This is a genomic window from Myxococcus sp. SDU36 (assembly GCF_030168875.1).
Classification (GTDB): domain Bacteria; phylum Myxococcota; class Myxococcia; order Myxococcales; family Myxococcaceae; genus Myxococcus; species Myxococcus vastator.
The window spans coordinates 429,978-451,200 of sequence record NZ_CP077414.1 but is presented as its reverse complement, the minus strand read 5'-3'; the positions used below and the strand labels follow the sequence as shown (position 1 = coordinate 451,200).

General features: G+C 69.9%; 17 protein-coding genes. 9 read left to right on the top strand and 8 right to left on the bottom strand.

The window, feature by feature from the left end:
* Positions 1 to 9 precede the first annotated feature (9 nt).
* The 3 genes from KGD87_RS01855 to dinB all read left to right on the top strand — a co-directional run bounded on the left by KGD87_RS01855 (position 10) and on the right by dinB (position 3,430).
* A complete protein-coding gene (locus KGD87_RS01855; RefSeq protein ID WP_284665860.1) occupies positions 10 to 1,152 on the top strand; it encodes a serine/threonine-protein kinase in 1,143 nt (380 codons plus the stop codon).
* Positions 1,149 to 2,099, top strand: coding sequence for an RluA family pseudouridine synthase (locus tag KGD87_RS01850; RefSeq protein ID WP_284665859.1), 951 nt, complete (start codon positions 1,149 to 1,151; stop codon positions 2,097 to 2,099). Before KGD87_RS01855 ends, KGD87_RS01850 begins: the two co-directional genes overlap by 4 nt.
* A 122-nt stretch (positions 2,100 to 2,221) precedes the next feature.
* Positions 2,222 to 3,430, top strand: a complete 1,209-nt coding sequence (dinB, locus tag KGD87_RS01845; RefSeq protein WP_284665858.1) for a DNA polymerase IV — start codon at positions 2,222 to 2,224, stop codon at positions 3,428 to 3,430.
* Between the two features lie 70 nt (positions 3,431 to 3,500).
* Here the strand turns inward: dinB and pcnB are convergent, their stop codons facing one another.
* The 7 genes from pcnB to KGD87_RS01810 all read right to left on the bottom strand — a co-directional run bounded on the left by pcnB (position 3,501) and on the right by KGD87_RS01810 (position 12,672).
* The gene (gene pcnB, locus KGD87_RS01840) at positions 3,501 to 5,198 is read right to left on the bottom strand and encodes a polynucleotide adenylyltransferase PcnB (RefSeq protein WP_284665857.1); all 1,698 of its coding nucleotides are present in this window, start codon (positions 5,196 to 5,198) and stop codon (positions 3,501 to 3,503) included.
* A gap of 404 nt (positions 5,199 to 5,602) precedes the next feature.
* Positions 5,603 to 6,643 carry a phosphatase domain-containing protein gene (locus tag KGD87_RS01835; protein WP_163787384.1) on the bottom strand — a complete coding sequence of 347 codons (1,041 nt, stop codon included), beginning with the start codon at positions 6,641 to 6,643 and terminating at the stop codon, positions 5,603 to 5,605.
* Positions 6,640 to 7,677: a phosphate acyltransferase PlsX gene (gene plsX / locus KGD87_RS01830; RefSeq protein WP_176421427.1), complete on the bottom strand. Its 1,038-nt coding sequence runs from the start codon at positions 7,675 to 7,677 to the stop codon at positions 6,640 to 6,642. Before plsX ends, KGD87_RS01835 begins: the two co-directional genes overlap by 4 nt.
* 10 nt (positions 7,678 to 7,687) lie before the next feature.
* The gene (locus tag KGD87_RS01825; RefSeq protein WP_284665856.1) at positions 7,688 to 8,974 is read right to left on the bottom strand and encodes an MFS transporter; all 1,287 of its coding nucleotides are present in this window, start codon (positions 8,972 to 8,974) and stop codon (positions 7,688 to 7,690) included.
* A 94-nt stretch (positions 8,975 to 9,068) separates the two neighbouring features.
* Positions 9,069 to 11,081 carry an adventurous gliding motility protein GltC gene (gene gltC, locus KGD87_RS01820; protein ID WP_502887994.1) on the bottom strand — a complete coding sequence of 671 codons (2,013 nt, stop codon included), beginning with the start codon at positions 11,079 to 11,081 and terminating at the stop codon, positions 9,069 to 9,071.
* Positions 11,078 to 11,848: an outer membrane beta-barrel domain-containing protein gene (locus KGD87_RS01815; protein WP_284665855.1), complete on the bottom strand. Its 771-nt coding sequence runs from the start codon at positions 11,846 to 11,848 to the stop codon at positions 11,078 to 11,080. Before KGD87_RS01815 ends, gltC begins: the two co-directional genes overlap by 4 nt.
* Positions 11,845 to 12,672 carry an outer membrane beta-barrel domain-containing protein gene (locus KGD87_RS01810; RefSeq protein ID WP_284665854.1) on the bottom strand — a complete coding sequence of 276 codons (828 nt, stop codon included), beginning with the start codon at positions 12,670 to 12,672 and terminating at the stop codon, positions 11,845 to 11,847. Before KGD87_RS01810 ends, KGD87_RS01815 begins: the two co-directional genes overlap by 4 nt.
* A 271-nt stretch (positions 12,673 to 12,943) precedes the next feature.
* Between KGD87_RS01810 and cglC the strand changes: the two genes are divergently transcribed.
* The 5 genes from cglC to purK all read left to right on the top strand — a co-directional run bounded on the left by cglC (position 12,944) and on the right by purK (position 18,792).
* A complete protein-coding gene (gene cglC, locus KGD87_RS01805) occupies positions 12,944 to 13,459 on the top strand; it encodes an adventurous gliding motility lipoprotein CglC (protein WP_284665853.1) in 516 nt (171 codons plus the stop codon).
* Between the two features lie 95 nt (positions 13,460 to 13,554).
* Positions 13,555 to 14,991 (top strand): vWA domain-containing protein, encoded by a 1,437-nt coding sequence (locus KGD87_RS01800; protein WP_284665852.1) that lies wholly within the window; start codon positions 13,555 to 13,557, stop codon positions 14,989 to 14,991.
* A 160-nt stretch (positions 14,992 to 15,151) separates the two neighbouring features.
* Positions 15,152 to 16,966 (top strand): AMP-dependent synthetase/ligase, encoded by a 1,815-nt coding sequence (locus tag KGD87_RS01795; protein ID WP_284665851.1) that lies wholly within the window; start codon positions 15,152 to 15,154, stop codon positions 16,964 to 16,966.
* A 189-nt stretch (positions 16,967 to 17,155) separates the two neighbouring features.
* Positions 17,156 to 17,653, top strand: coding sequence for a 5-(carboxyamino)imidazole ribonucleotide mutase (gene purE / locus KGD87_RS01790; protein ID WP_140853892.1), 498 nt, complete (start codon positions 17,156 to 17,158; stop codon positions 17,651 to 17,653).
* Positions 17,650 to 18,792: a 5-(carboxyamino)imidazole ribonucleotide synthase gene (gene purK / locus KGD87_RS01785; RefSeq protein WP_284665850.1), complete on the top strand. Its 1,143-nt coding sequence runs from the start codon at positions 17,650 to 17,652 to the stop codon at positions 18,790 to 18,792. The genes purE and purK overlap by 4 nt, the downstream gene beginning before the upstream one ends.
* 78 nt (positions 18,793 to 18,870) lie before the next feature.
* Here purK and KGD87_RS01780 read toward each other — a convergent pair whose 3' ends face one another.
* Positions 18,871 to 19,911 carry a zinc-binding dehydrogenase gene (locus KGD87_RS01780; RefSeq protein ID WP_284665849.1) on the bottom strand — a complete coding sequence of 347 codons (1,041 nt, stop codon included), beginning with the start codon at positions 19,909 to 19,911 and terminating at the stop codon, positions 18,871 to 18,873.
* Between the two features lie 69 nt (positions 19,912 to 19,980).
* Here KGD87_RS01780 and KGD87_RS01775 point away from each other — a divergent pair, with 69 nt between their 5' ends.
* Positions 19,981 to 21,186 (top strand): coiled-coil domain-containing protein, encoded by a 1,206-nt coding sequence (locus KGD87_RS01775; RefSeq protein WP_284665848.1) that lies wholly within the window; start codon positions 19,981 to 19,983, stop codon positions 21,184 to 21,186.
* Positions 21,187 to 21,223: the final 37 nt, after the last annotated feature.

Sequence of the window (21,223 nt, the reverse complement as noted above, 5' to 3'; positions counted from 1 at the left end):
CGGCACCCCATGCCCCCGAAGGACATTGGTCCCTACCGCGTTCTGGAGACGCTTGGCAGTGGCGGGGCAGGAACCGTTTATCGGGCCCTGGACCGCCGCACCACCGACGAGGTCGCGCTGAAGCTGCTCTCAGCCGGCCCCGCACGGGACGCGCGTGCCGCGCGCAGGCTCGCCCGCGAGTTCGATACACTCGTGGACCTGTCTCACCCCAACGTCGTGAAGGTGTTCGAGTCCGGCGTGCACCAGGGCGTGCCGTACCTGGCCATGGAGCTCATCGAGGGCCTCACCCTCCGCCACTACCTCGACCTGAGCAGCGGTGACCGGAATACGCCTCCGGGCAACCACACGCCGCGCAGCCCCTTGTCCGTCCTCCGGACCGCGGACGATGACTTCGGCCCCTTGAGCCGGAGCTTCTCCGATTCGATGGATGACTCGGACGACAGCCCGCATGACGGCACCTTCGGCCTGGAGGCCTTCGCGGAGGAGCCGCCCAGCGAGGAGCTGGAGAGCTTCTCCTCCGAGGCCAGCCCGCACGCGGGCATCGGCTCGGATGACTCGCTGGAGGGCTTCGACCTGCCGCCGCCCATGCCGCGCGGCCCGGAGCCCGAGGACGAGCCGGGACGCGGGGTGCGCGAAGAGGACCTCAACCGGCCCGAGCGCATGGGACGTCTCAAGGACGCCATGCTCCAGATTTGCGAGGCCCTGGCCTACATCCACGGCCACGGCCTGGTCCACCGCGACCTCAAGCCGTCCAACATCATGGTGGACGACGACCGGCAGGTGCGGCTGATGGACTTCGGGCTCGCCAAGTTCCTGGCGGACGACGCGGCCATCACCGAGGCCGGCAAGCTGGTGGGCACCTACCGGTACATGGCGCCGGAGCAGATTCTGGGCGAGCCCCTGGATGGACGCTCCGACCTGTACAGCCTGGGGGTCATCCTCTATGAGCTGCTCAGCGGGCGGCCCCCCTTCGACGCGAAGACGCCGCACGAGCTCTGGCGCCAGGTGCTGGAGACGGAGCCGCCCCCCGTGCTGGCGCTGAACCTTCACGGGGACCCGCAGCTCGCGCGCGTCGCCCACCGCCTCATCCGCAAGGAGCCGGACGACCGGTTCCAGACGGCCGAGGAAGTCTACGAGGCCCTGTCCGAGTGAATCCCTCCAAGCTGCACACCCTCACCGTGGACGCCGACAAGGCGGGCCAGCGGGTGGACCTCTTCGTTGGTGAAGCGCTGGGCCTCTCCCGCGCGCGGCTCAAGCGCCTCTTCGAGGCGGGCGCGGTGAAGGTGAACGGCCGCCCCGCGAAGAAGGGCCTCACGCTCACCGCCGGGCAGCACATCGCCGTCGAGGTGGAAGAAGAATCACGCGAGGCCGTGCCCGACGCGGACTTCCCGCTCATCGTGCTGCACGAGGACGACTCGCTCGTGTTCGTGGACAAGCCCGCGGGCCGGCCGTCCCACCCGCTGCAGTCCGGGGAGACGGGCACGGTGGCCAACGCGCTGGTGGCCCGCCATCCCGAATGCGCCCAGGCCTCCGTGGACGCGCGCGAGGGCGGCCTGTGCCACCGGCTGGACGTGGAGACCTCCGGCGTCGTCCTGGCCGCGCGGACGCGGGAGGCGTGGAACGCCGTGCGCGAGGCCTTTGGCAGCCGCGCCGTGGACAAGCGCTACCTGGCGCTGGTGACGGGGCCGCTGACGGACGAGGGCGATATCGACCTCCCCCTGCGTCATCACCCCCGGCACCCGGACCGCGTGGAGCCCGCGCCCCACGGGGCCGAGGACGCCCGGGAGGCGGTGTCGAAGTTCACCGTGCTGTCGCGCTCGGGTGAGTTCAGCGTGGTGGAGGTGAAGATTCTCACCGGCGTGCTGCACCAGGTGCGCGCGCACCTGGCGGGCATTGGCGCGCCCATCGTCGGGGACAGCCTCTACGGCGGACGCGAGGCCCCGGAGCTGGGCCGCTTCTTCCTCCACGCCCACTCCCTGGGCCTGACGCACCCGCAGACGCGGCGGCCCCTGACGGTCCGCAGTCCCCTGCCCCCGGAGCTCCGCGCCGAGCTGGAGCGACATGGCCTGCCCCTGCCCCACGGCGAGCAACGGGACTGAGGGCTTTCCACGATTCGCCCATCACCTGTTGCCAGGGCCCCAGGTCCTGCTTCCCGCCGCGGTGTCTCGAACCCCAGGTGCTCCGCCAGGCGTCAGAGCGCCCCGCTAGAGTGACTCACACGATGCGAGCCATCATCCACGTGGACATGGATGCCTTCTATGCGTCCGTGGAGCAGCGGGACAACCCGGCCCTGCGGGGCAAGCCGCTCATCGTGGGCGGGCATGCGCAGCGCGGTGTCGTGGTCGCCGCCTCCTACGAGGTGCGCCCCTTCGGGGTGCGCAGCGCCATGCCCATGGCCCGTGCGACGAAGGCCGCGCCCCATGCGCTCGTCGTGAAGCCCCGCTTCGCCGCGTATGCCGAAGCCAGCGAGCAGGTGTTCGCCATCTTCGAACGCTACACGCCGCTCATCGAGCCGCTGTCCCTGGACGAGGCCTTCCTGGACGTCACGGCGTCGGTGGGCCTCTTCGGCACGCCCGCGGACATCGCCCGGCGCATCCGCAAGGAGATTGCCGACGAGCTGGACCTCCCCGCCTCCGCGGGCGTGGCCACGGTGAAGTTCGTGGCGAAGATTGCCTCCGACCTCGCCAAGCCCAATGGCCAGCGGGAGGTGCGCGCCGAGGAGACGGTGGCCTTCCTCGCGGGCCTGCCGGTGTCGCGCCTGTGGGGCGTGGGGCCGAAGACGGAGGAGGCGCTCCGGCTCGCCGGGCTGAAGACGATTGGCGACGTGGCCCACCGGGAGTTGGACTGGCTGGAAGACAGGCTGGGCTCCAGCGGACGGCACCTGTGGGAGCTGTCCCAGGGCATCGACACGCGCGAGGTGGTGCCGGACCGGGCCGCCAAGAGCGTGGGCGCGGAGGACACCTTCGACGAGGACCTCGTGGGGGTGGACGCGCTCAAGCCACACGTCCACGCCCAGGCCCTGCGCGTGGCGCGGCGGCTGCGGCGGGCGGCGCTGAAGGGCCGCGTGGTGCAGCTCAAGTTGAAGTTCGCGGACTTCACGCTCATCACCCGGCGCACCACGCTGCGCGAGGCCACGGATGACGGGCAGACGCTCTACCGCGCGGCGCTGGAGCTGCTGGACAAGTCGCACCAGGGCAAGCCGCTGCGGCTCACCGGCGTCAGCGTGCAGTTGAATGAAGAGCCGCCCCAACTGGGCCTCTTCCCCGCCGCCGCGCCGCGCACCTCGAAGCTGAACGCGGCGCTGGACAAGATTGCCGAGCGGTTTGGCAGCAAGGCCATCACCACCGCGGACATCGCCGGCAGCGAGGCCACCGACAGCGCCGAACACCGCTCCGAGCGCCCGGTGGAAAAGGGCGGGCCCAAGGACTGAGGGCCCGGCGTCCGTGAGCCCTCACGCCTGCTGACGGTGCGGCCCCAGGCCCGACGGACGCGACTTCGACTCAGGCGTCGCTCGGCTCGGAGCTCTCACCGGACGAGCCGCTCGCCGAGGGACGACGGCGGCGGCGGCGACGGCGGCGCTTGCGCTGGCCTCCCGCGTCGGACTCCTCGCCGTCCGCGGCGGCGGCGCGCGGCGGCGGCACCTCGCCGGCCTTCCACGCCTCCAACTGCTCGCGGTTCTCTCCCGTGGCCTCCACCGTCATCTCGAACACGGTGAGGGCCTCGCTGAAGAGCGGGTGCCGCTTGAAGGCGGCGCTGCGACGGCGGCGCTCACCGGACAGCGTGCGCTGGGCCAGCAGCAACATGCGGCAGCGCTCGGCGATGCGGCGCGGCAGCCGCGCGGACTGCACGAACCCCGCGAGCAAGTCCTCCACCACCTGCGACACGGACGGGCGGCCCTCCTGCGACTCCTCGGGCCCCGTCGAGCGGCTGATGGGAATCAGCAACATCGCCAGGAGGATGGCGTCATCCAGCGCCTCGCCCGCGGACACGCGCCGGTCCAGCGACTCCGCGAAGGCGTAGAACGTCTTCTCCCCCTCCTTGCCGTGCAGCTTGAGGTACGCGTTGACGGGCGGCAGCAGGATTTTGAGCGCGTCCAGCGCGTCCAGCAGCTTCAGCGCGGGCGCGGACACGCCGCCGCGGATGAGGCGGAACGTCTCCTCCAGCAGGCGCGCGGGAGCGCAGCGGGGCAAATCCTCCACCGCGCCTTCCATGGCCGCGTACGTCCGCGACTCGATGTCCAGGTCCAGCTTCGCCGCGAAGCGCACGGCGCGCAGGATGCGCACCGGGTCCTCGCGCATGCGCACCTCCGGGTCGCCAATGGTGCGGATGAAGCGCTCGTCCAAATCACGGCGGCCACGGACGTAGTCGATGACCCGCCCTTCGGCCACGTCGTAGAACAGGCCGTTGATGGTGAAGTCACGCCGGCGCGCGTCCTGCTGCGCGGTGCCGAAGACGTTGTCGTGGGTGATGAGCAGGTCCTCACCTTCCCCGTCCTCCTCCCCCCCGGTGGCCACGGGCTCCAGCTCCGTCGGGTTCGCGCGGAAGGTGGAGACCTCGATGATTTTGCCGCCCTTGAAGTAGACGTGCGCCAGCCGGAAGCGCCGGCCAATGAGGCGGCAGTTGCGGAAGATGCCGCGCACCTCGTTCGGCGTCGCGCTGGTGGCGATGTCGAAGTCCTTCGGCTTGCGCCCCAGCAGCAGGTCGCGCACGCAGCCGCCCACCATGTACGCCTGATGGCCGTGCTGGTGCAGGCGGAGCACCACCTTGAGCGCGTCCGGGTCCAGCTCGTCGGGGTCGATTTCCGCCGGCTCGCCGGTGGGCCGGACGTGGGGCGCTCGCAGCGCGCGCTCATCGGGCGTCGGCTCCGGCTCGGGCTCCAGGACGAGGGGGACTTCCTCGACGTCCTCGCCCCGGGACTCGGCGGCGTCCTCGGCCTCGGCGGCGGCCAGCGCGGCCTCGGCGCCCAGGACGACGTCGTCCAGGCCCGCTTCGGCCAAGTCTACCTCGTCGTCGTCCTCCTCGTCCTCGTCTTCTTCCTCGTCCTCGGCATCCGCGTCAGCGGGGGCCGGAGGCGGCTCGGCGGCGAGGGCGGCTTGAATCGTGGGGGTTTCAGTGGGGGCCTGCTCGTCGGCGGCCACGGGCTCGGAGGCGCTGTCCTCTTCTTGAGGGTGCGCCGACAGCTCCAGCTGGGAGTTCATGGGAACCTCTTGTTCGCCGCGCTCGGAAGTCCCTGCCGCCTCGGGAGAGGCAACCTCGCGCGCGTCATTCTCGGGCGCAGGTGGCAGCAGACCGCCGGCAGGCGGCGTCTCAGTCAAATCTCGCGTCATCAGCCAGGGACACCCCACCGGGGTGCTAGAAGGCCTGCCGTCTATACCGCATCCTCCGGGTAGGGAGTAGCGGTGGACGACATTGTTGTCGGATGTCACCGGGCAGCGGGCTCCCCCGCCCGCTTTCCTGCGCCCAACCTGGGGACAGGGCACGCGCGAAGCGTGGGGGCCGCGGGCCTGTGTCCTGTATCAACACGGCGTCCGCCGGAAACGTTCTGGGGACGGCCCGCGTGGGGAATGCCGGCCCACCCGAGGGGCCGCCGGGCAGCCGGCCCCTACTGCGGCCGGGTGCGGCCCTTGTGGTTCCGGGGCAGCGCGTGGTGGATGAGGGACACGTAGTCCACCGCCTGCACCGGCGGGGGCGGCGGCGGTGTGCCCAGCGCGGCCAGGCGCTTGCTGAAGGCGGCCAGGATGTCCGGCATGGGCCGCATCGCCGCGAGCAGCTTGTTGGGCCCCTCCAGCGCCTGGGACAGCGCCACCGCCGCCTGCTGGAGCGGCAGCCCGCGCCGCAGCAGGTCCTGGAACGAGTTGGACAGGGTGATGATGTTGTGGCCCGCCGTCTGCACCATCTCCACGGCGATTTTCAGCACCTGCGGCGCCGTCAGGTGGCCGTCCGCCAGCAGCACCAGCGCGGCCTGGAAGTAGTTGAAGATGGGCACCACGCGTGGCCCGTAGGCCGTGAAGTGCGCGGGGGGCGTCAGCTTGTCCAGGTGGATGAAGATGCGGCGCACCGGGTCGCCCACCGGAATCTTCTTCCACGCCTCGCGCACCCGAAGCGCGTCGTCCGGGTACACCCCACCCGCCTCCAGCACCTGCGACAGCACGCGCTCGTCCACGCGGCCCGCCACCAGGTCCGCGAAGAGCGAATAGATGAACGCGTCCGCCTCCGCGTCGTCACCGAAGAGGACCTCCTCCGCCTCCACCGGCGCGTGCACCCGGCTCTCCAGGATGGCGGGCAGCTTGTAGCCCACCTGCCCGCGCAGGGCCCGGAAGCGGCCGCGCAGCAGGTTGCCCACGTTGTCCTTGAGGACGAACTCGTCCCACCGCACGCCGTCCAGCTTGAGCTTCTCCTCCAGCACGGCCCGCATCTGCTTCGGGCTGCCGGAGACGATGCACAGCCGCGAGTCCCCGTTCTCCGACAGCTCGCGGATGAGCGCGCTGGCGCCCGGCACGGCCACCTTCTGGTGGGCCTTCTGGAACGCCGTCCGCACCAGGTCACGGAGCGAGTCGAACTCCGTCTGGAGGTACGTCTTGTCCAAATCCCACCGGTAGATGCGCCGGGGCGGACGCGGATCGATGCGGTCCGGCAAGCTCACTTCTTCAGGCCTTCCCGGATGGCGGCGCCCAGGTTGTTCGACACGACCTTCGCCGCGACCTTGCCCGCGTTGGCGATGGCCCGCGACTTCGAGCGCCCGTGGGCCTTGATGAAGATTTTATCGAACCCGAGGATGGGGGCTCCGCCGTACTGGTTCCAGTCGGTGATGTCCTTGATGCGCTGGATGCCGCTGGACAGCATGGCGAGCCCCGCGCGCCACCGCAGGCTCTCCTTGTAGGCGTACTGGGCCAGCTCCACCACCGTCTCGTGGACGCCCTCCAGCATCTTCAGGCAGACGTTGCCCACGAAGCCGTCGGTGACGATGACGTCCGCGGTGCCCTTCGGGATGTCGATGCCCTCCACGTTGCCGATGAAGTGGATGTCCTTCATCTCCGACAGGCGGGCATGCGCCTCCACCACGCGGGGCGGGCCCTTCTGCGGCTCAATCCCGTTGGACAGGAGCGCCACCTTGGGGCGGTCGTTCTGGGAGATGATGCGCGCGTAGGCGGAGCCCATCACCGCGAAGGTCACCAGGTCATCCGCGGTGGCCTCCACCGTGGCGCCCACGTCCAGGATGAGGGAGAACGGGTCCCCCTTCGCGCCGCGCACCGAGCGCGTCGGGTAGACCGTGGCCAGCGCCGCGCGCCGCACCCCGGGGATGAGCTGGAAGTGCCGGGCACAGGCCAGCACGCCCGCGCCCGTGTTGCCCGCGGACACCAGCGCCTGCGCCTCGCCCTCCGCCACCAGCCGCGCGGCCACCGCCACGGACGCGTTCGGCTTGCGCGCCAGCGCCTCGCCGGGCTTCTCGTCCATGCCGACGAAGTCCGCCGCGTGCTGCACGGAGATGCGCTCCCCGTTGTGCTTCGTCTCCGCCAGCGCATCGTCGATGAGGGTGCGGTCCCCCACCAGGAGCGTGTGGATGTGGGGGGACTCGAGCGACAGCATCGCCGCTCCCCGGACCACCTCGGCCGGGCCGTGGTCCGTTCCCATGACATCGAAGGCAATCGTCACTGGCTGCGGCTGCGTCCCCACCATGTCCTCCATCTTAGGACCTTTGCTCGGCCCCCGCGCCTGCCATTCTCGCCTGGGCCACCAGGGACAGTCCCAGGAGCCCCGACAACGCCACCATCCCCGCCGCCGTCCCGTAGGGGGCCGCGGGCCCCAGCCGGGTGAAGAGCCAGCCGCCCAGCGCCGGCCCCAGAATCCGCCCCAGCGAGCCGAAGGCCTGGTACGCCCCCAGCACCGCCCCCAGCCGCTCGGGCGGGGCATGCAGTGATACCAGGGCGGACAGACACGGCGTCACCAGCGCCGACCCCACCGCCAGCAGCCCCATCACCGGGAACAGCCACGCATAGTCCGGCGCCACGGGCAACAGGCCCAGTCCCGCCGCCGTCAGCCCGAAGCCCACCGTGGCCAGCAGCGCCTCGCGCCCCGGCCTGCTCCCGGGCCCACCCGTCAGCCGGCGCACCAGGCCGCCCTGCACCCCCGCGGAAATCACCCCAATCGCCGCGAAGAGCCAGCCGGAGCGCAGGCTGGCTTCGCGCAGCACGTCCAGGTCCGTCACCGCCGCCCGGAGGAACAGCCCCCCCTCCTGGAGCGGCACGGGCCCGGACGACAGGAAGCGCGTCAGCAGGTAGACGGAGAAGGTGCCTTCCATCTGCGCGAAGGCGGTGGTGAACACCAGCATCAGCGCCAGGCAGCGCCCCACCACGGGCAGGCTCATGGCCAGCGAGGCGCCCCTCAGCGTACGCGCGTGCCCTTCCCCCCGAAGCCCCACCACCCGCGTCTCCGGCAGGAAGAAGTACGTGCCCGTCAGGTTGATGGCCACCAGCCCCGCCGCGAACAGACCGATGGCGAGGTTGCCGCCCCAGGCGCCCAGGAAGCCGCCCAGCGCCGGTCCCAGCACGAAGCCCAGCCCGAAGGCCGCGCCAATGACTCCCATGCCCCGCGCCCTGTCCTTCGGCGTGGTGATGTCCGCCACCACGGCCTGTGCGGTGGAGATGTTGCCACCGGAGATGCCGTCGACGACACGCGCCAGGAAGAGCAGCGGCAGCGACTGCGCGAAGGCGAACAGTAGGTACGCCAGCAGCGAGCCCACCTGGCTCACCAGCAGCACCGGCCGGCGGCCGTACCTGTCGCTGAGCCGGCCCATCACCGGGGCCGACACCAACTGCATCAGCGAGAAGACGGAGATGAGCAACCCCACCGTGAAGGGCGAGGCGCCGAACCGCACGCCGTACACCCCCAGTTGGGGAATCAGGATGCCGAACCCGATGAGGTCCAGCGCCACGATTCCGAAGACGACACGGAGTGACGCCGCCCGCCGCACCACCAGTTGCCCCTTTGCGAAAAAAGAAAACCGCCGGAGCGCGAAGATAGCGCCCCGGCGGCTCGAATGGGGGAGAAGTCCCGGCTTCCGGCGGGCTTTACATCGCCTCGGCGGACTGGACGCTCCGGTTCGCGGTGTCGCGCTCGATGCAGCCCTTGGTCATCGTGTACTGGTAGGTGCCCAGCTCGTCACGCCAGTACTCGCCCTCGTACGGCCAGTAGAGCTGGTCGTCCTGCACGGCGACGGAGTACTTGTACTTCTTGACGATGGCCGTGCGGCCGCCCGCCTTGAGCTGCTCCTCCAGGAACTCCTTCTCCTTGGTGGTCGTCTCGAACTTGATGCGCAGGCCGTTGGCGAGCAGTTGCTTGAGCGCCACCAGCTCCGTCTCCAGCTTGCCCTTGGCCATGATGCCGGCCTTGGAGATGAGCGCCGTGCGCTGCAGCTTGAGCCCCTCCAGCAGGGACTTGCTCAGCTCGGAGTACTTGAAGGTGTCCGCCCGGTTCGCGAAGGCGTCCATCTCCGCTTCCAGCTCGAGGATGGAGTCGTTCGTCTTGCGCAGGTCCTGGTCCGTCAGGGCCAGCCGGAGGATGCGCTCCAGGATGACGTCCGTCTCGTTCTTCTCCAGGCCGTCCTTGTTCTTCTTCTGCACGTCGGACAGCACCGAGTAGTACTCGCTGGCCTCCATGTTCTTCTTCACCAGCGACTCCAACTGGTCATGCACGGGCAGGTAGGTGCGCTCGAAGTCCTGGAGGATGATGTTGGACTCCCGGTAGCGGCAGTTCTCGTAATAGATGACCGCCTTCAGGATGAGCGCCTCCGGGAAGTACTCCTCGCGGAAGAAGGGCGACGACAGGGTGATGAGGTTGCCCAGCGCCTGCTCGTACTGGCCCACGCGGTAGTTGGCCCAACTGGACTCGAAGAGGGACTCCAGCCACTGGGTGTTCCCGCGCTCCACCTTGCCCAGGTAGAAGAGCGCGAAGCGGTTCTGCTGCATGCCGTAGTGCGTGCGCGCCAGCTGCATGAAGGCCAGCTCGCGCAGCGACTTGTCCAGCTTCGCCTGGTCAGCGGACTTGCCGGCCACCGGACGCGTGAGGCGGACCACTTCCTTCATCGCCTCGATGGCCGCCAGCATCTCCCCGTTGGCGCGCTTGGCCGCCGCGTCCTTCTGACGGCTGCCGTTGCGGAAGGAGGACAGGCCCTCCAGGTACTTCGCGCGAGGGAAGAACGGGTCGGCGCGCGGAATGGTCAGCGCCAGCCGCTTCACCTCCGAGAAGCTCTTGTCGGCCTCCTCGGGCTGCCCCACCTGGTCCAGCGCGCGGCCCCGCACGAAGTGGTAGCGCGCCAGCAGGTAGCGGAACTCGTTGCGGTACTTCTCGGGGAACTCCTGGTTCGCGTGACGGGCAATCTCGTCGAGGATGACCGTCTCGTTCTTCGTCTTGCGGCTGATGAAGAAGAGCCACTCCAGGCTCGTCTTGAAGAACTTGGTGGACGGGCCCAGGGAGAGGATCTTGGAGAACTCCCCCAGGGACGAGTGGTACATGCCCATGCGGTAGAGCGACTTGGCCAGCACGTAGCGCGCCTCGGTGTGCAGGCCCGCCAGCTTCGGGTCCTCCAGCAGCTCGTGCGCCGCCATGGAGGCCTTCTCGTACTCGTCGTTCTTGAAGAGGCTGACGGCCACTTCCAGGCGCTGGCGGTCCGCCGTCTTGCCGGAGACGTCCACCGCGTCGAAGGACATGGTGGGCGCGGCCGGCTTGGGCGCCTCCTGCGTCAGGTCCAGGCCCATGCCCATGCTCCCGGTGTTCGCGGGAGGCGAGGCCGGGGTGGGCGCCGCGGGCGTCGCCTCCGCGGGAGACACGCTCGTGGGCGCCTCGCTGGAGGAAGCAGCGGCGTCATCGTCATCGTCGTCGTCCGCGTCCTGCACCGGCGCGGGCTTCGCCTTGTCGGCGCGGCTCTTGCGGGTGGGCTTCTTCTTCTTGGGCGTGGTGCGCTTCTTCTTCTTGGACTGGCCGGAGAGGTCCAGGCCCTCGAAGTTCTGCGCGAAGGTGGGCGCCGTCCACGCGAGCGACAGCCCGAGGACGGCGACACGGATGAGCCGGAAGGAGCGCATCATGACTCGGACCCGAAGAAGAAGGAGACACCCAGCTCGAACAGGAGCTGGTTGCGCAGGTAGTTGCCGGAGATCTCGGTGCCCTTCTCCACGTAGATGAGGTCACGCAGCTCCGTGCGCAGCGTGATCCACCGGTTGAGGAAGAAGCGCGCGCCCACGCCCAGGTTGGCACCCGGCGTGAGGTAGTTCTGCGCCACCACGCCCGGCGCGTCACCGGGGCCGCGGTACTGCACCACCGAGGCGCCCGCGATGCCGTACAGGTCGAAGTGGACGAAGGTCTCCGCCAGCAGCGACACCTTGCCGTAGATGGGAGCCCACTGGACGTCCGCGCCACCCAGCAGCTTGATCTGCCCCGGCGCGTTCCCGTCCAGCTCGTTGAGCGTGGGCGGCACGCAGCCGCGCGAGGAGCCCTCGCCGCCGTCCCCGAACGTGCACTTCTGCGCCGCGCCGGCCACCGTGTTGAGGGCGTAGCCCACGCGCAGGCTGATGCCCAACGTCTCCATGGGGTGGTACGTCAGCGTGCCGCCGAAGATGTACTTGCTGTAGAACGCGTCGCGCAGCGACAGCGTCGCGGACGGGCTGAACTCGAAGCGGCCCTGCTTGAGGAAGACGTGGCCGGAGACCGGCCGGACGCGCTCGCGCAGGGGCCCGAGCCGGTCCTTGTCGACCTCGGACACGTCGCCGGCTTCCGCCTCTTCGGTGGTCTGGGCGAAGCCCAGCACGGGCGCCGTCAGACAGAGGGCGAGGAGCACACGGAAGAAGCGCTTCATTCCGAGTCCCTCCCCGTCGACTTGAACGGCAGGAACAGCGAGATGCCTGCGTTGAGCGTCATGACGTTCTGGATGGCGCCCTTGCTGCTACCCAGGGGCTGATCCACATAAGAGGTGTTGATGAGGGCCACGTTGACGGCGATGTAGTCCTGCGCCACGAAGCGCATGCCCAGGCCCAGGTCCGCGGCCGGGTTGAGGCCTCGCCCCGGCAGCGCCGAGGTCTCCGTCCTCACCACGCCCGCTCCCGCCAGCAGGTAGCCGTCGAAGTGGAGGATGGAGTTGAGGAACGCCACCTTTCCGTAGATGGGGCTCCACTCCACGTCGCCCATCGCGGACCACTGGGGCACCGAGTAGTAGATTTTGCTGTTGAAGGTCCGCTTCGCGGTGCGTACGTCATCCGACGGCACCACCTGCATCAGCGAGGCCCGGGCGGAGATGGCCAGCGTGTCCGCCAGGTAGTAGGCGCCCCGGACCGACAGCCCCACCTTCGAATAGAAGGGGTCGTTGACCGAGAGGCTCAACAGCGGCGTCAGCTCGAAGCGGCCCTTCTTGAGGTAGACCTTCCTCTGGACGCTCTTCACCCGGTCTTCCTGGGTGATGTCCGTCAACGGCAACTGCGGATCCGCTTCCAATGGCTCGTCCGCGGGGCGGGACGCCGCGGCCGGTGTGGCCTCCTCCACCGGAGGAGGCACGGGTGATTCTGCATCCTGCGATGACTCGGCCTGGGACTCGTCGGTGAGGTCGAGTCCCATGCCTTCTTGACCCTGGGCGGATGCCAGCGCGGGCACCAGACACAGGGCGAGCAGCAACTTGGGGCGGTTCAAATCCGGAGGCTCCGTGAGGGAGGGGGGCGTAACTGCCACCGGGGGTGCATCGCGACTCTCGGCTTCCGCATCCTATCGGTCGTATTCCCAACCATCAACCGCGCTGAGCAAGCCTGGTCTACCGCCTATCCCTCCGGTATTCCTTCATAATTCCACCCGCCGTACCGTCGTACGGGGGCGTTGGTGTTCCAGGGGGCTGTGCTACCCTCCCCAGGCTCGCGGGCCCCGAGGTCCCGTGCCCCATCCCCCCTTTGTAGAGGTCCGAGGTCCCATGAAGATGTTCGTGCGAACCGCCCTCATGATGTCCGCCGCGCTCCTGTCGGGTGGCTGTGAGGTGGCCAGCGAGATTGGCAAGCCCTGCACCCTGGTGCGCAAGGCGACCCCCGAGGAACTGGCGGCTGGTAGCGATCCCGCCGTCGCCATCCTGGAAAAAGAGATCGCGAGCCAGCAGGACTTCATCTCATTCGGATCCGTAAACTGCGAAGACCTGATCTGCGTGCGGGATCAGGACTACCCCCGCGCCCTCAACGAAGATGGCTCCGTGAACGGAGACGCCGAGGCCCGGGGCTACTGCAGCAAGCCCTGCGTCGAGGGCGGCTCGTCCTGCGACGTGACGGACACTGACAACGTCAATCCGGACCTACCCGGCCGGATGTCGTGCCGCCCGATGCTGCTGGATCAGGACACCCTGGATGCGCTCCGCTCCGCGGACGAGGCCTTCTACCGGCGGACGTTCGGCGAGAACAACTCGCCCTTCTTCTGCGCCGGCGCGCTCATCCCGGATTGACCCACCCGACACTTTTCGCGCGGAGAGGTAGACCTTTCCGCGCGCCTGGTTCGTAAAGGGAGGGCCCGCGCTGTTCCCGCAAGGAGCCCTGCCTCATGAACCGTACGGTCGTCTTCCTCAGTCTGGCTGGCGGTCTCGCGCTCACCGCATTGGTGCTGGGGCTGCCCCAACTGGGCGCCCCGCCTCCACCGGAGCCGGTAGTCGTCGTGGACCCCGCGCCACCGCCGCCCGTCCCGCCGCAGCCGCCCGTCGTGCCCGCCACGGTGGGCTCACTGACGCTGACGAGCCGGCTGTCCCATCCGTACATCCCCACGGGCGCCTCCGAGGTGTTCGCCACCTTCGACCTGTCTGGCGCGCAGGTGCCGGGGGCGCAGCGCAGCCCCGTCAACCTGGCGCTCGTCATCGACCGCTCGGGCTCCATGAGCGGCTACAAGCTGGCCCAGGCGAAGCAGGCGGCGCGGCACCTCATCGGGCTGCTGCGTGACGCGGACCGGCTGGCCATCATCCACTACGGCTCGGACGTGAAGAGCCTGCCGTCCCTGGAGGCCACGGCCGCCAACCGCGAGCGGATGTTCCAGTACGTGGACGGCATCTGGGACGAAGGCGGCACCAACATCGGCGCGGGCCTGTCCGCCGGGCGCTACCAGTTGTCCGCCGCGCAGCGGCACTACGGCGTCAACCGCCTCATCCTCATGAGTGACGGCCAGCCCACCGAGGGCCTCACCGCCGACGAGGAGCTGACGCGGATGGCGCGGGAGCTGCGCGCCACCGGCATCACCCTGAGCGCCATTGGCGTGGGCACCGACTTCAACGAGGACCTGATGCAGGCCTTCGCCGACTACGGCGCCGGCGCCTACGGCTTCCTGGAGGACGCCGCCCAGCTCTCCACCCTCTTCCAGAAGGACCTGCAGCAGGCCGGCACGACGGTGGCGCGCGACGTGACGATGACCTTCACCCTGCCCCCTGGCACGTCGCTGGGCGAGGTGCTGGGCTACCGCGCCAGCCAGTCCGGCAATCAGGTGCACGTGTCGCTGCCCGACTTCTCCGCGGGCCAGTTGGAGCGCGTGGTCATGCGGCTCAACGTCACCGGCGACGCGGCGGGGCGGACGGCCCGGGTGATGGACCTCAAGCTGGCGTACACGGACCTCATCCGCGACGCGGACGTGGCCACCGAAGCCTCGCTGTCCGCGGTGGTGACCCACCGGCGCGAGGAGGTGCTCGCCCGCCAGGACCGCGAAGCCACCGTCTATGCCGCCCGAGCGCGCAGCGCCGTCAACATGCAGAAGGCGGCCGAGGCCCTGAGCGAGGGACGCAAGGACGAGGCGAAGCTCTACCTCCAGCGCAACCAGGCGCTCTTCGACGAAGCCAGCGAGGTGTCCGGGAGCGCCGCGGTGGCCGCGGACCAGGCCGAACAGCGGGCCGTCATGGACGCGTACGACAACGCGGAGGGCGAAGAGGCCCGGCGCTCGCTCGTGAAGCAGAGCAAGGTGAAGGCGCTCAAGAGCTTCGGCAAGCTCGGCTCCACGTACTGAGAGTCGTCCCGCACGTCACCCAGACGCCCCGCCGCACTGCGTCGTGTTCACGATTGTGTGCAGGTGGGGCGTGAAGTTTCAGGAATGGGCCCACCTGGGATGCGTTCAGCCTTAAGCTGCAGCGCCTCATACCAACCTGTTTCCGAGTGGAGCCCCCCTCATGCAGCTCCCGCAGTTCCAGACCCTCATCGACATCTTCAAGCGCAGCACCTCCACCTTCGGCAGCCGCGAACTCTTCGGGGAGAAGAAGAACGGCCAGTGGGTCTGGACGACCTACTCCCGCTTCGGAGAGATGGTCGACGACCTGCGAGGCGGGCTCGCGCAACTGGGCGTGGGGGTGGGCGACCGAGTGGCCGTCATCTCCAACAACCGCCTGGAGTGGGCGGTGGGCGCGTACGCCACGTACACGCTCGGCGGCGCTTACGTCCCGATGTACGAATCGCAGCAGGTGAAGGAGCTGCAGTTCATCATCAACGACAGCGGCGCCAAGGTCGTCTTCTGTGCCACGGATGAAATCGCGCAGCGCCTCCAGTCCGTGCGCGCGGAGCTGCCGCACCTGGAGCACATCATCCGATTCAGCGGCACCACCAGCGACACGGACAGCTTCGCGACGCTGCTGCGGCGGGGCGCGGAGACGCCCACGCCCCTGGTGAGCCCCAAGCCCACGGACCTGGCCGGCCTCATCTACACGTCGGGCACCACGGGACAGCCCAAGGGCGTGATGCTCAGCCACGCGAACATCGCCCGCAACGTGTCGGCGATGCACGACGTGTTCCCCATGAGCACGGAGGACCGCTCCCTGGCCTTCCTGCCCTGGGCGCACGTCTTCGGCCAGACGGTGGAGCTGCACGCGCTGCTGTCCATGGGCGCGTCCATGGCCATCGCGGAGGCGGTGGAGAAGATCATCGACAACCTCTCCGAGGTGAAGCCCACGCTGCTGTTCAGCGTGCCGCGCATCTTCAACCGCATCTACGACGGCCTGCAGAAGCGCATGGCCGGCGAGAAGGCGGTGACGCGGTTCATGTTCCACCGCGGCCTCGCGGTGGCGGCCCAGCGGCGCGCGCTCGCGGAGGCGGGCAAGTCGAGCGGCCTGCTGGATTTGCAGCACGCCTTCTTCGACAAGGTGGTCTTCTCCAAGGTCCGCGCGCGCTTCGGCGGGCGGCTGAAGTACGCCTTCTCCGGTGGGTCCGCCATCTCCAAGGAGGTGGCGGAGTTCATCGACAACCTCGGCATCACCGTCTACGAGGGCTACGGCCTCACGGAGACGTCGCCCATCGCCACGGCCAACTTCCCCAACAACCGGAAGATTGGCTCGGTGGGCAAGGCGCTGCCCGGGGTGCGCATCGAAATCGACACGGTGGCCTCCGGCGAGGCGACGCAGGGCGAAATCGTCGTCCACGGCCACAACGTGATGATGGGCTACTACAACAAGCCCGAGGAGAACGAGAAGGTGTTCACCGGGAACGGCGGCTTCCGCACCGGTGACATGGGTGTCCTGGACGCGGACGGCTACCTCTACATCACCGGCCGCATCAAGGAGCAGTACAAGCTGGAGAACGGCAAGTACGTGGTGCCCAGCCCCATCGAGCAGTCGCTGACGCTCTCCACCTACATCGCCAACGCGTTGGTCCACGGCATGAACAAGCCGTACAACGTGGCCATCATCGTCGTGGACGTGGACACGCTGAAGAAGTGGGCCACGGAGAAGGGCCTGGACACGACGTCCATGCCGGAGCTGCTCAAGCGGACGGAGGTGCTCCAGCTCTACCGCGAGCAGGTGAACGAGTTCACCCGCGACGTGAAGGGCTATGAGCGTCCGCAGCGCCTCCTGCTCGTCAGCGAGGACTTCACCGTCGCCAACGACATGCTCACCCCCAAGATGAGCGTGAAGCGCCGCAACGTCGTGGCCCGCTACAACGACGCCATCGAGGCCCTCTACCGCGAGGGCAGCGACCGCAACGTCTCCGCGGCCTAGCCGTCCTGGGTGGCGGGCAGGGGCTCCCCCCTGCCCCACCCTGTGTGCGGGTGCGCACCGGGAATACGGGAAGGCCGGCGTGTCATCCGCGTCACCCGCGCCTTTCCGTGTTGACCCGCGGAATCCCCCCGCCCTATCTCCGCGTTCCTCGTGGTTTCGGCGGGACAGCGCACGGAGGCGCGCACACCAATGGCGAGCACGGTCACCCCGTGGGTCGGGGTCATCATGGGCGGGAAGAGCGACCTGGAGCACCTGCAGCCCGCGGTCGACATCCTCAAGGAGCTGGGCATCCCGCACGAGGTGCGCGTGGTGTCCGCGCACCGCACCCCGGACTGGATGATGGAGTACGCGTCCACCGCGGAGTCGCGCGGGCTGTCCGTCATCATCGCCGCGGCGGGCGGCGCGGCGCACCTGCCGGGCATGGTGTCCAGCAAGACGCTGCTGCCCGTCATCGGCGTGCCCATGCCCACCACGCTGCTCAGTGGCCTGGACGCGCTGCTGTCCATCGTCCAGATGCCCAAGGGCGTGCCCGTGGGGACGCAGGCCATTGGCAAGCCGGGCGCCGCCAACGCCGCCCTGCACGCCGCGGCCATCCTCTGCTTGAAGTACCCGGAGCTGCGCGAGCGGCTCGCGGCCTGGCGCAAGGCGCGCACCGACGAGGTGCTGGCGCACCGGGAGCTGTCATGAGCCTGCGCGTGGTGCTGCCCGGCGGCACGATTGGCATGCTCGGCGGCGGCCAGTTGGGGCGGATGATGGCCCTGGCCGCGCGCACGCTCGGCTTCCAGGTCCAGGCGTTGGACCCGGACGCGGACTGCCCGGCCCACTCCGTGGTGGACCGGTGTGTCACCGCGGCCTTCGGTGACACCTCCGCCGCGGAGACGCTGGCGCGCGCGTGCGACACCGTGACGCTCGAAATCGAGAAGATTCCCCTCGCCACGCTGGAGGCGGTGGCGCGGCACACGCCCATGCGCCCGGGCGCGGACGTGCTCCGCGTGATTCAGCACCGGGGCCGGCAGAAGGGCTGGCTCGCCAAGGGCGGCTTCCCCTTGGGCCCCTGGCGCGAGGCGCACTCCGCCGCGGAGCTGGCCGAGGCCATCCAGGCGCTGGGCGGACGCTGCTTCGTGAAGTCCAGCGAGGGCGGCTACGACGGGCGTGGGCAGGTGGAGGTGACGTCTGCGGACGAGGCCGCCCAGGCGTGGCGCGAGCTGGGTGAGCGCTCCGTGGTGGTGGAGGCCGCGCTGGCGCTCCAGTCCGAGCTGTCCGTGCTGGTGGCCCGCAGCCCCAACGGGGAAGTGGCGGTGTATCCGCCGGCCTTCAATCACCACGAGGAGCGCATCCTCGCGTGGTCGCTGCTGCCGGGGCCGCTGCCGACCGCGGTCCTGGACAAGGCCACGGAGCTGGCGCGCGGCATCACCGAGTCGCTCCAGGTCGAGGGCCTGCTCGTCATCGAGCTGTTCCTGCTGAAGGACGGCGGCGTGCTCGTCAACGAGCTGGCGCCGCGCCCGCACAACAGCTTCCACTCCACCGAGGTGGCGTGCCTCACCTCGCAGTTCGAGCAGGCGGTGCGCGCGGTGTGCAACCTGCCGCTGGGCTCCGTGGAGGTCGTGCGTCCGGCGGCCATCGTCAACCTGCTCGGGGACTTGTGGCTGAAGGACGGCGGCCCGCGCTTCCAGCAGGTGCTCGCCATGCCCGGCGTCCGCCTGCACCTGTACGGCAAGCGGGAGGCGCGCAAGGGCCGGAAGATGGGGCACCTGTCCGCGGTGGGCAGCTCGCCCGAGGACGCGCTCGCCCGCGTGCAGGCCGCCGCCACCGCGCTGGGGATGTAGGGCCGGCGCCCGCGGACTCCCTGCGCGTGACGAAGGCGAAGACGGGCCCCATCTCCCGCGACAAGGCCTGAGCCCGGCTCACGGTGACGCGCCCGGTGCCTGCCCCTGCCCGGGCATGAAGAGCACCTTGCCGGACGTCATGTCCGCGGAGGCGATACGGACCGCCTCGCCCGCCGACTCCAGCGGGAGCCGGGCGCGCACGGGCGTCTCCAGCGTCTGGCCCACCAGCGACGGCACGCCCATCAGCGCCTTGACTTGCGCGGCGCCGAAGCCCTGGCGGTGCCACTCCGACAACCAGAAGCCCTCCACCCGCTTGCGCCCGAAGATGAGGTCCGCGGGCGCGATGCGGCACTCCTGTTCGGAGAGCGCGCCGTACACGATGACCGTGCCGCCCTCCGGCAGCGCGTGGAGCACCTGCCCCGTGAGCCGACCGCCCACCGGGTCGAACGCGAGCGACACCTTCAGCTCGTGACACACGCGGTGCAGCCGCTCCTCGAACTCGGGCGCGTGGGTGCTCAGCACGTACTCCGCGCCCAAATCGTGAAGCAGGGCCACCTGCTCCGGGCGCCGCACCACGTTCACCAGGGCCACGCCCCGTCGCTTCGCGAGCGCCAGCAGCATCCGTCCCATGGTGCCCGCGGCGGCCGTCTGGGCCAGCGCGGTGTGCCCGCCCGCCTTCGCGCGCTCCATCAACACCCACGCGGTGAAGGGGTTGATGAAGAGGCTGGCGCCCTGCTCGTCGGACACCTGCGACCGCAGGGGCAGGCACTGGCCCAGCGGCACCGCCGCGTACTCCGCCCACAAGCCGTCCCCCTCGCCGGGCGCCACGCACGCCACGCGGCGCCCCACCAGGAGCCGGCCCGCGACGCCGCCCGAGGCCACCACCGTCCCGCTGGCCTCCAGGCCCGGCACCACGGGCAGCGACTTGCGAATGCCGTACTGCCCACGGATGAACATCAGGTCCGCCGGGTTGATGGGCGCCGCCGCCACGCGCACCAGGACCTGGCCCGTGGTCGGCCGGGGCACCGGCCGGGATTCCACGCGGAGGGACTCCGGCCGTCCGTCATAGGCGGTGAGGACCAGCGCGCGCATCGTCTCGGGAACGACGGGGCTCTTCATCGCAGACCTTTTTCGCCACCCATGCGTGAAAGGAACAGTTCCTGCCCGGCCTACATCCGTGGGGAGTCGATGAACGCCACTCTATTGCAGCTCCATCACCGCGAGGCCTTCGAACAGACCGTGACGCGGGCGCTCACGGCGGGGGCCGGGGCCGGCATCCTGCACCTGGCCACCACGCGACTGGGCCTGCCGCTACCGCTGGCGTGGATGGTCCCCGCCGCCGTCGTGCTCGGGTGTGCGCGAGGCGACAGGTGGGACCGCGTGCTGCTCGGCGGCCTGGGGGTGCTCCTCACCGCGCTGCCCTATGCCCTGGGCATGGCCCCCGGCTGGACGGCGGCGCTCAGCGCGGCGGCGGCGGGGGCGCTGCTGGTGCGCTCGCGACTGAGTGAGCGCGGGGAGAATGGCCAGGTGGCGGAGGCGCGCCCCACCCTCTTCCACTTCGGACTGGGCGCGGCGCTGTGCGCGGGCTTGACGCTGGGCGGCATGGAGGTGTCCCGCATCTTCTCCGCGCGACTGGCGGACCTGGCCACGCCGGCGCTGCTGGGCGCGAGCGTGGCGGGCGGCATCCTGGGTCTCTTCGTGGGACTGAGCGCGGTGGCCGCGCACCTGGCGCTGTCAGCGGACCCGGTGGAGGCGCGCGTGGAGGCGCTGTTGCCGCAGCTCGCCGGTGACTTCCATGCGCTGACCGAGCGGGCGCTGAACCTGTACCGGCAATGTGGCCAGTCCCTGGCGATGCTCCCGCGTGAGCCCGCGCGCGAGGAGCTGGCACGCACGCTGGGGAAGATGACGCGCGACGCGGCGGAGCTCGCGTCCGAGTGGGCGGGGGTGGAGGCTCAACTCGAGGAGCGCGCGCAAGCGGACCTCCAGGCCGAGCGCGAAGACCTGGAGCGCAGCGCCCGCGCCAGCACGGATGCCTTCGCGAGACGTCAGCTCGAGCTGGCCGCGGCCTCCCTGGGCGAGGAGGTGGAGCGGCTGGGCGGTCTGAAACAACGGCGCGAGCGCATCCTCGCCCGCCTGAGGGCAGAGGTGGCGCAGTTGGAGCGGGCCCGCGTGGCCCTGCTGTCACTGCGCAGCGGCCAGGCTCAGCTCAAGGCCGCGGAGCTGTCCGCCCTGGCGCGCCGCTTCCGGGCCCTCTCCTCCCTTCAATCGGAGGAAGCCCAGTCCATGGAGGACGTAGTTCCAATGATTCAGGGGGCTTCCATGCACTCGGCGGTGTCGGAAGGCAGCCCGGCGTCTGGCCCGGCAAGCGAGCAGCCGAGGGTCCGCGAGTCTTGAGCGCCGGCCTCGCCCTGGCGTTTTGCCACGCCGTGAC

What these genes read in the sequence shown, in the direction of transcription:
- KGD87_RS01855 (WP_284665860.1), top strand. Translation starts at nt 10, where the DNA reads ATGCCCCCGAAGGACATTGGTCCCTACCGCGTTCTGGAGACGCTTGGC.
- KGD87_RS01795 (WP_284665851.1), top strand. Translation starts at nt 15,152, where the DNA reads ATGCAGCTCCCGCAGTTCCAGACCCTCATCGACATCTTCAAGCGCAGC.
- purE (WP_140853892.1), top strand. Translation starts at nt 17,156, where the DNA reads ATGGCGAGCACGGTCACCCCGTGGGTCGGGGTCATCATGGGCGGGAAG.
- KGD87_RS01775 (WP_284665848.1), top strand. Translation starts at nt 19,981, where the DNA reads ATGAACGCCACTCTATTGCAGCTCCATCACCGCGAGGCCTTCGAACAG.
- gltC (WP_502887994.1), bottom strand. Translation starts at nt 11,081, where the DNA reads ATGATGCGCTCCTTCCGGCTCATCCGTGTCGCCGTCCTCGGGCTGTCG.
- KGD87_RS01780 (WP_284665849.1), bottom strand. Translation starts at nt 19,911, where the DNA reads ATGAAGAGCCCCGTCGTTCCCGAGACGATGCGCGCGCTGGTCCTCACC.
- purK (WP_284665850.1), top strand. Translation starts at nt 17,650, where the DNA reads ATGAGCCTGCGCGTGGTGCTGCCCGGCGGCACGATTGGCATGCTCGGC.
- pcnB (WP_284665857.1), bottom strand. Translation starts at nt 5,198, where the DNA reads ATGAACTCCCAGCTGGAGCTGTCGGCGCACCCTCAAGAAGAGGACAGC.
- cglC (WP_284665853.1), top strand. Translation starts at nt 12,944, where the DNA reads ATGAAGATGTTCGTGCGAACCGCCCTCATGATGTCCGCCGCGCTCCTG.
- dinB (WP_284665858.1), top strand. Translation starts at nt 2,222, where the DNA reads ATGCGAGCCATCATCCACGTGGACATGGATGCCTTCTATGCGTCCGTG.
- plsX (WP_176421427.1), bottom strand. Translation starts at nt 7,677, where the DNA reads ATGGTGGGGACGCAGCCGCAGCCAGTGACGATTGCCTTCGATGTCATG.
- KGD87_RS01800 (WP_284665852.1), top strand. Translation starts at nt 13,555, where the DNA reads ATGAACCGTACGGTCGTCTTCCTCAGTCTGGCTGGCGGTCTCGCGCTC.
- KGD87_RS01815 (WP_284665855.1), bottom strand. Translation starts at nt 11,848, where the DNA reads ATGAAGCGCTTCTTCCGTGTGCTCCTCGCCCTCTGTCTGACGGCGCCC.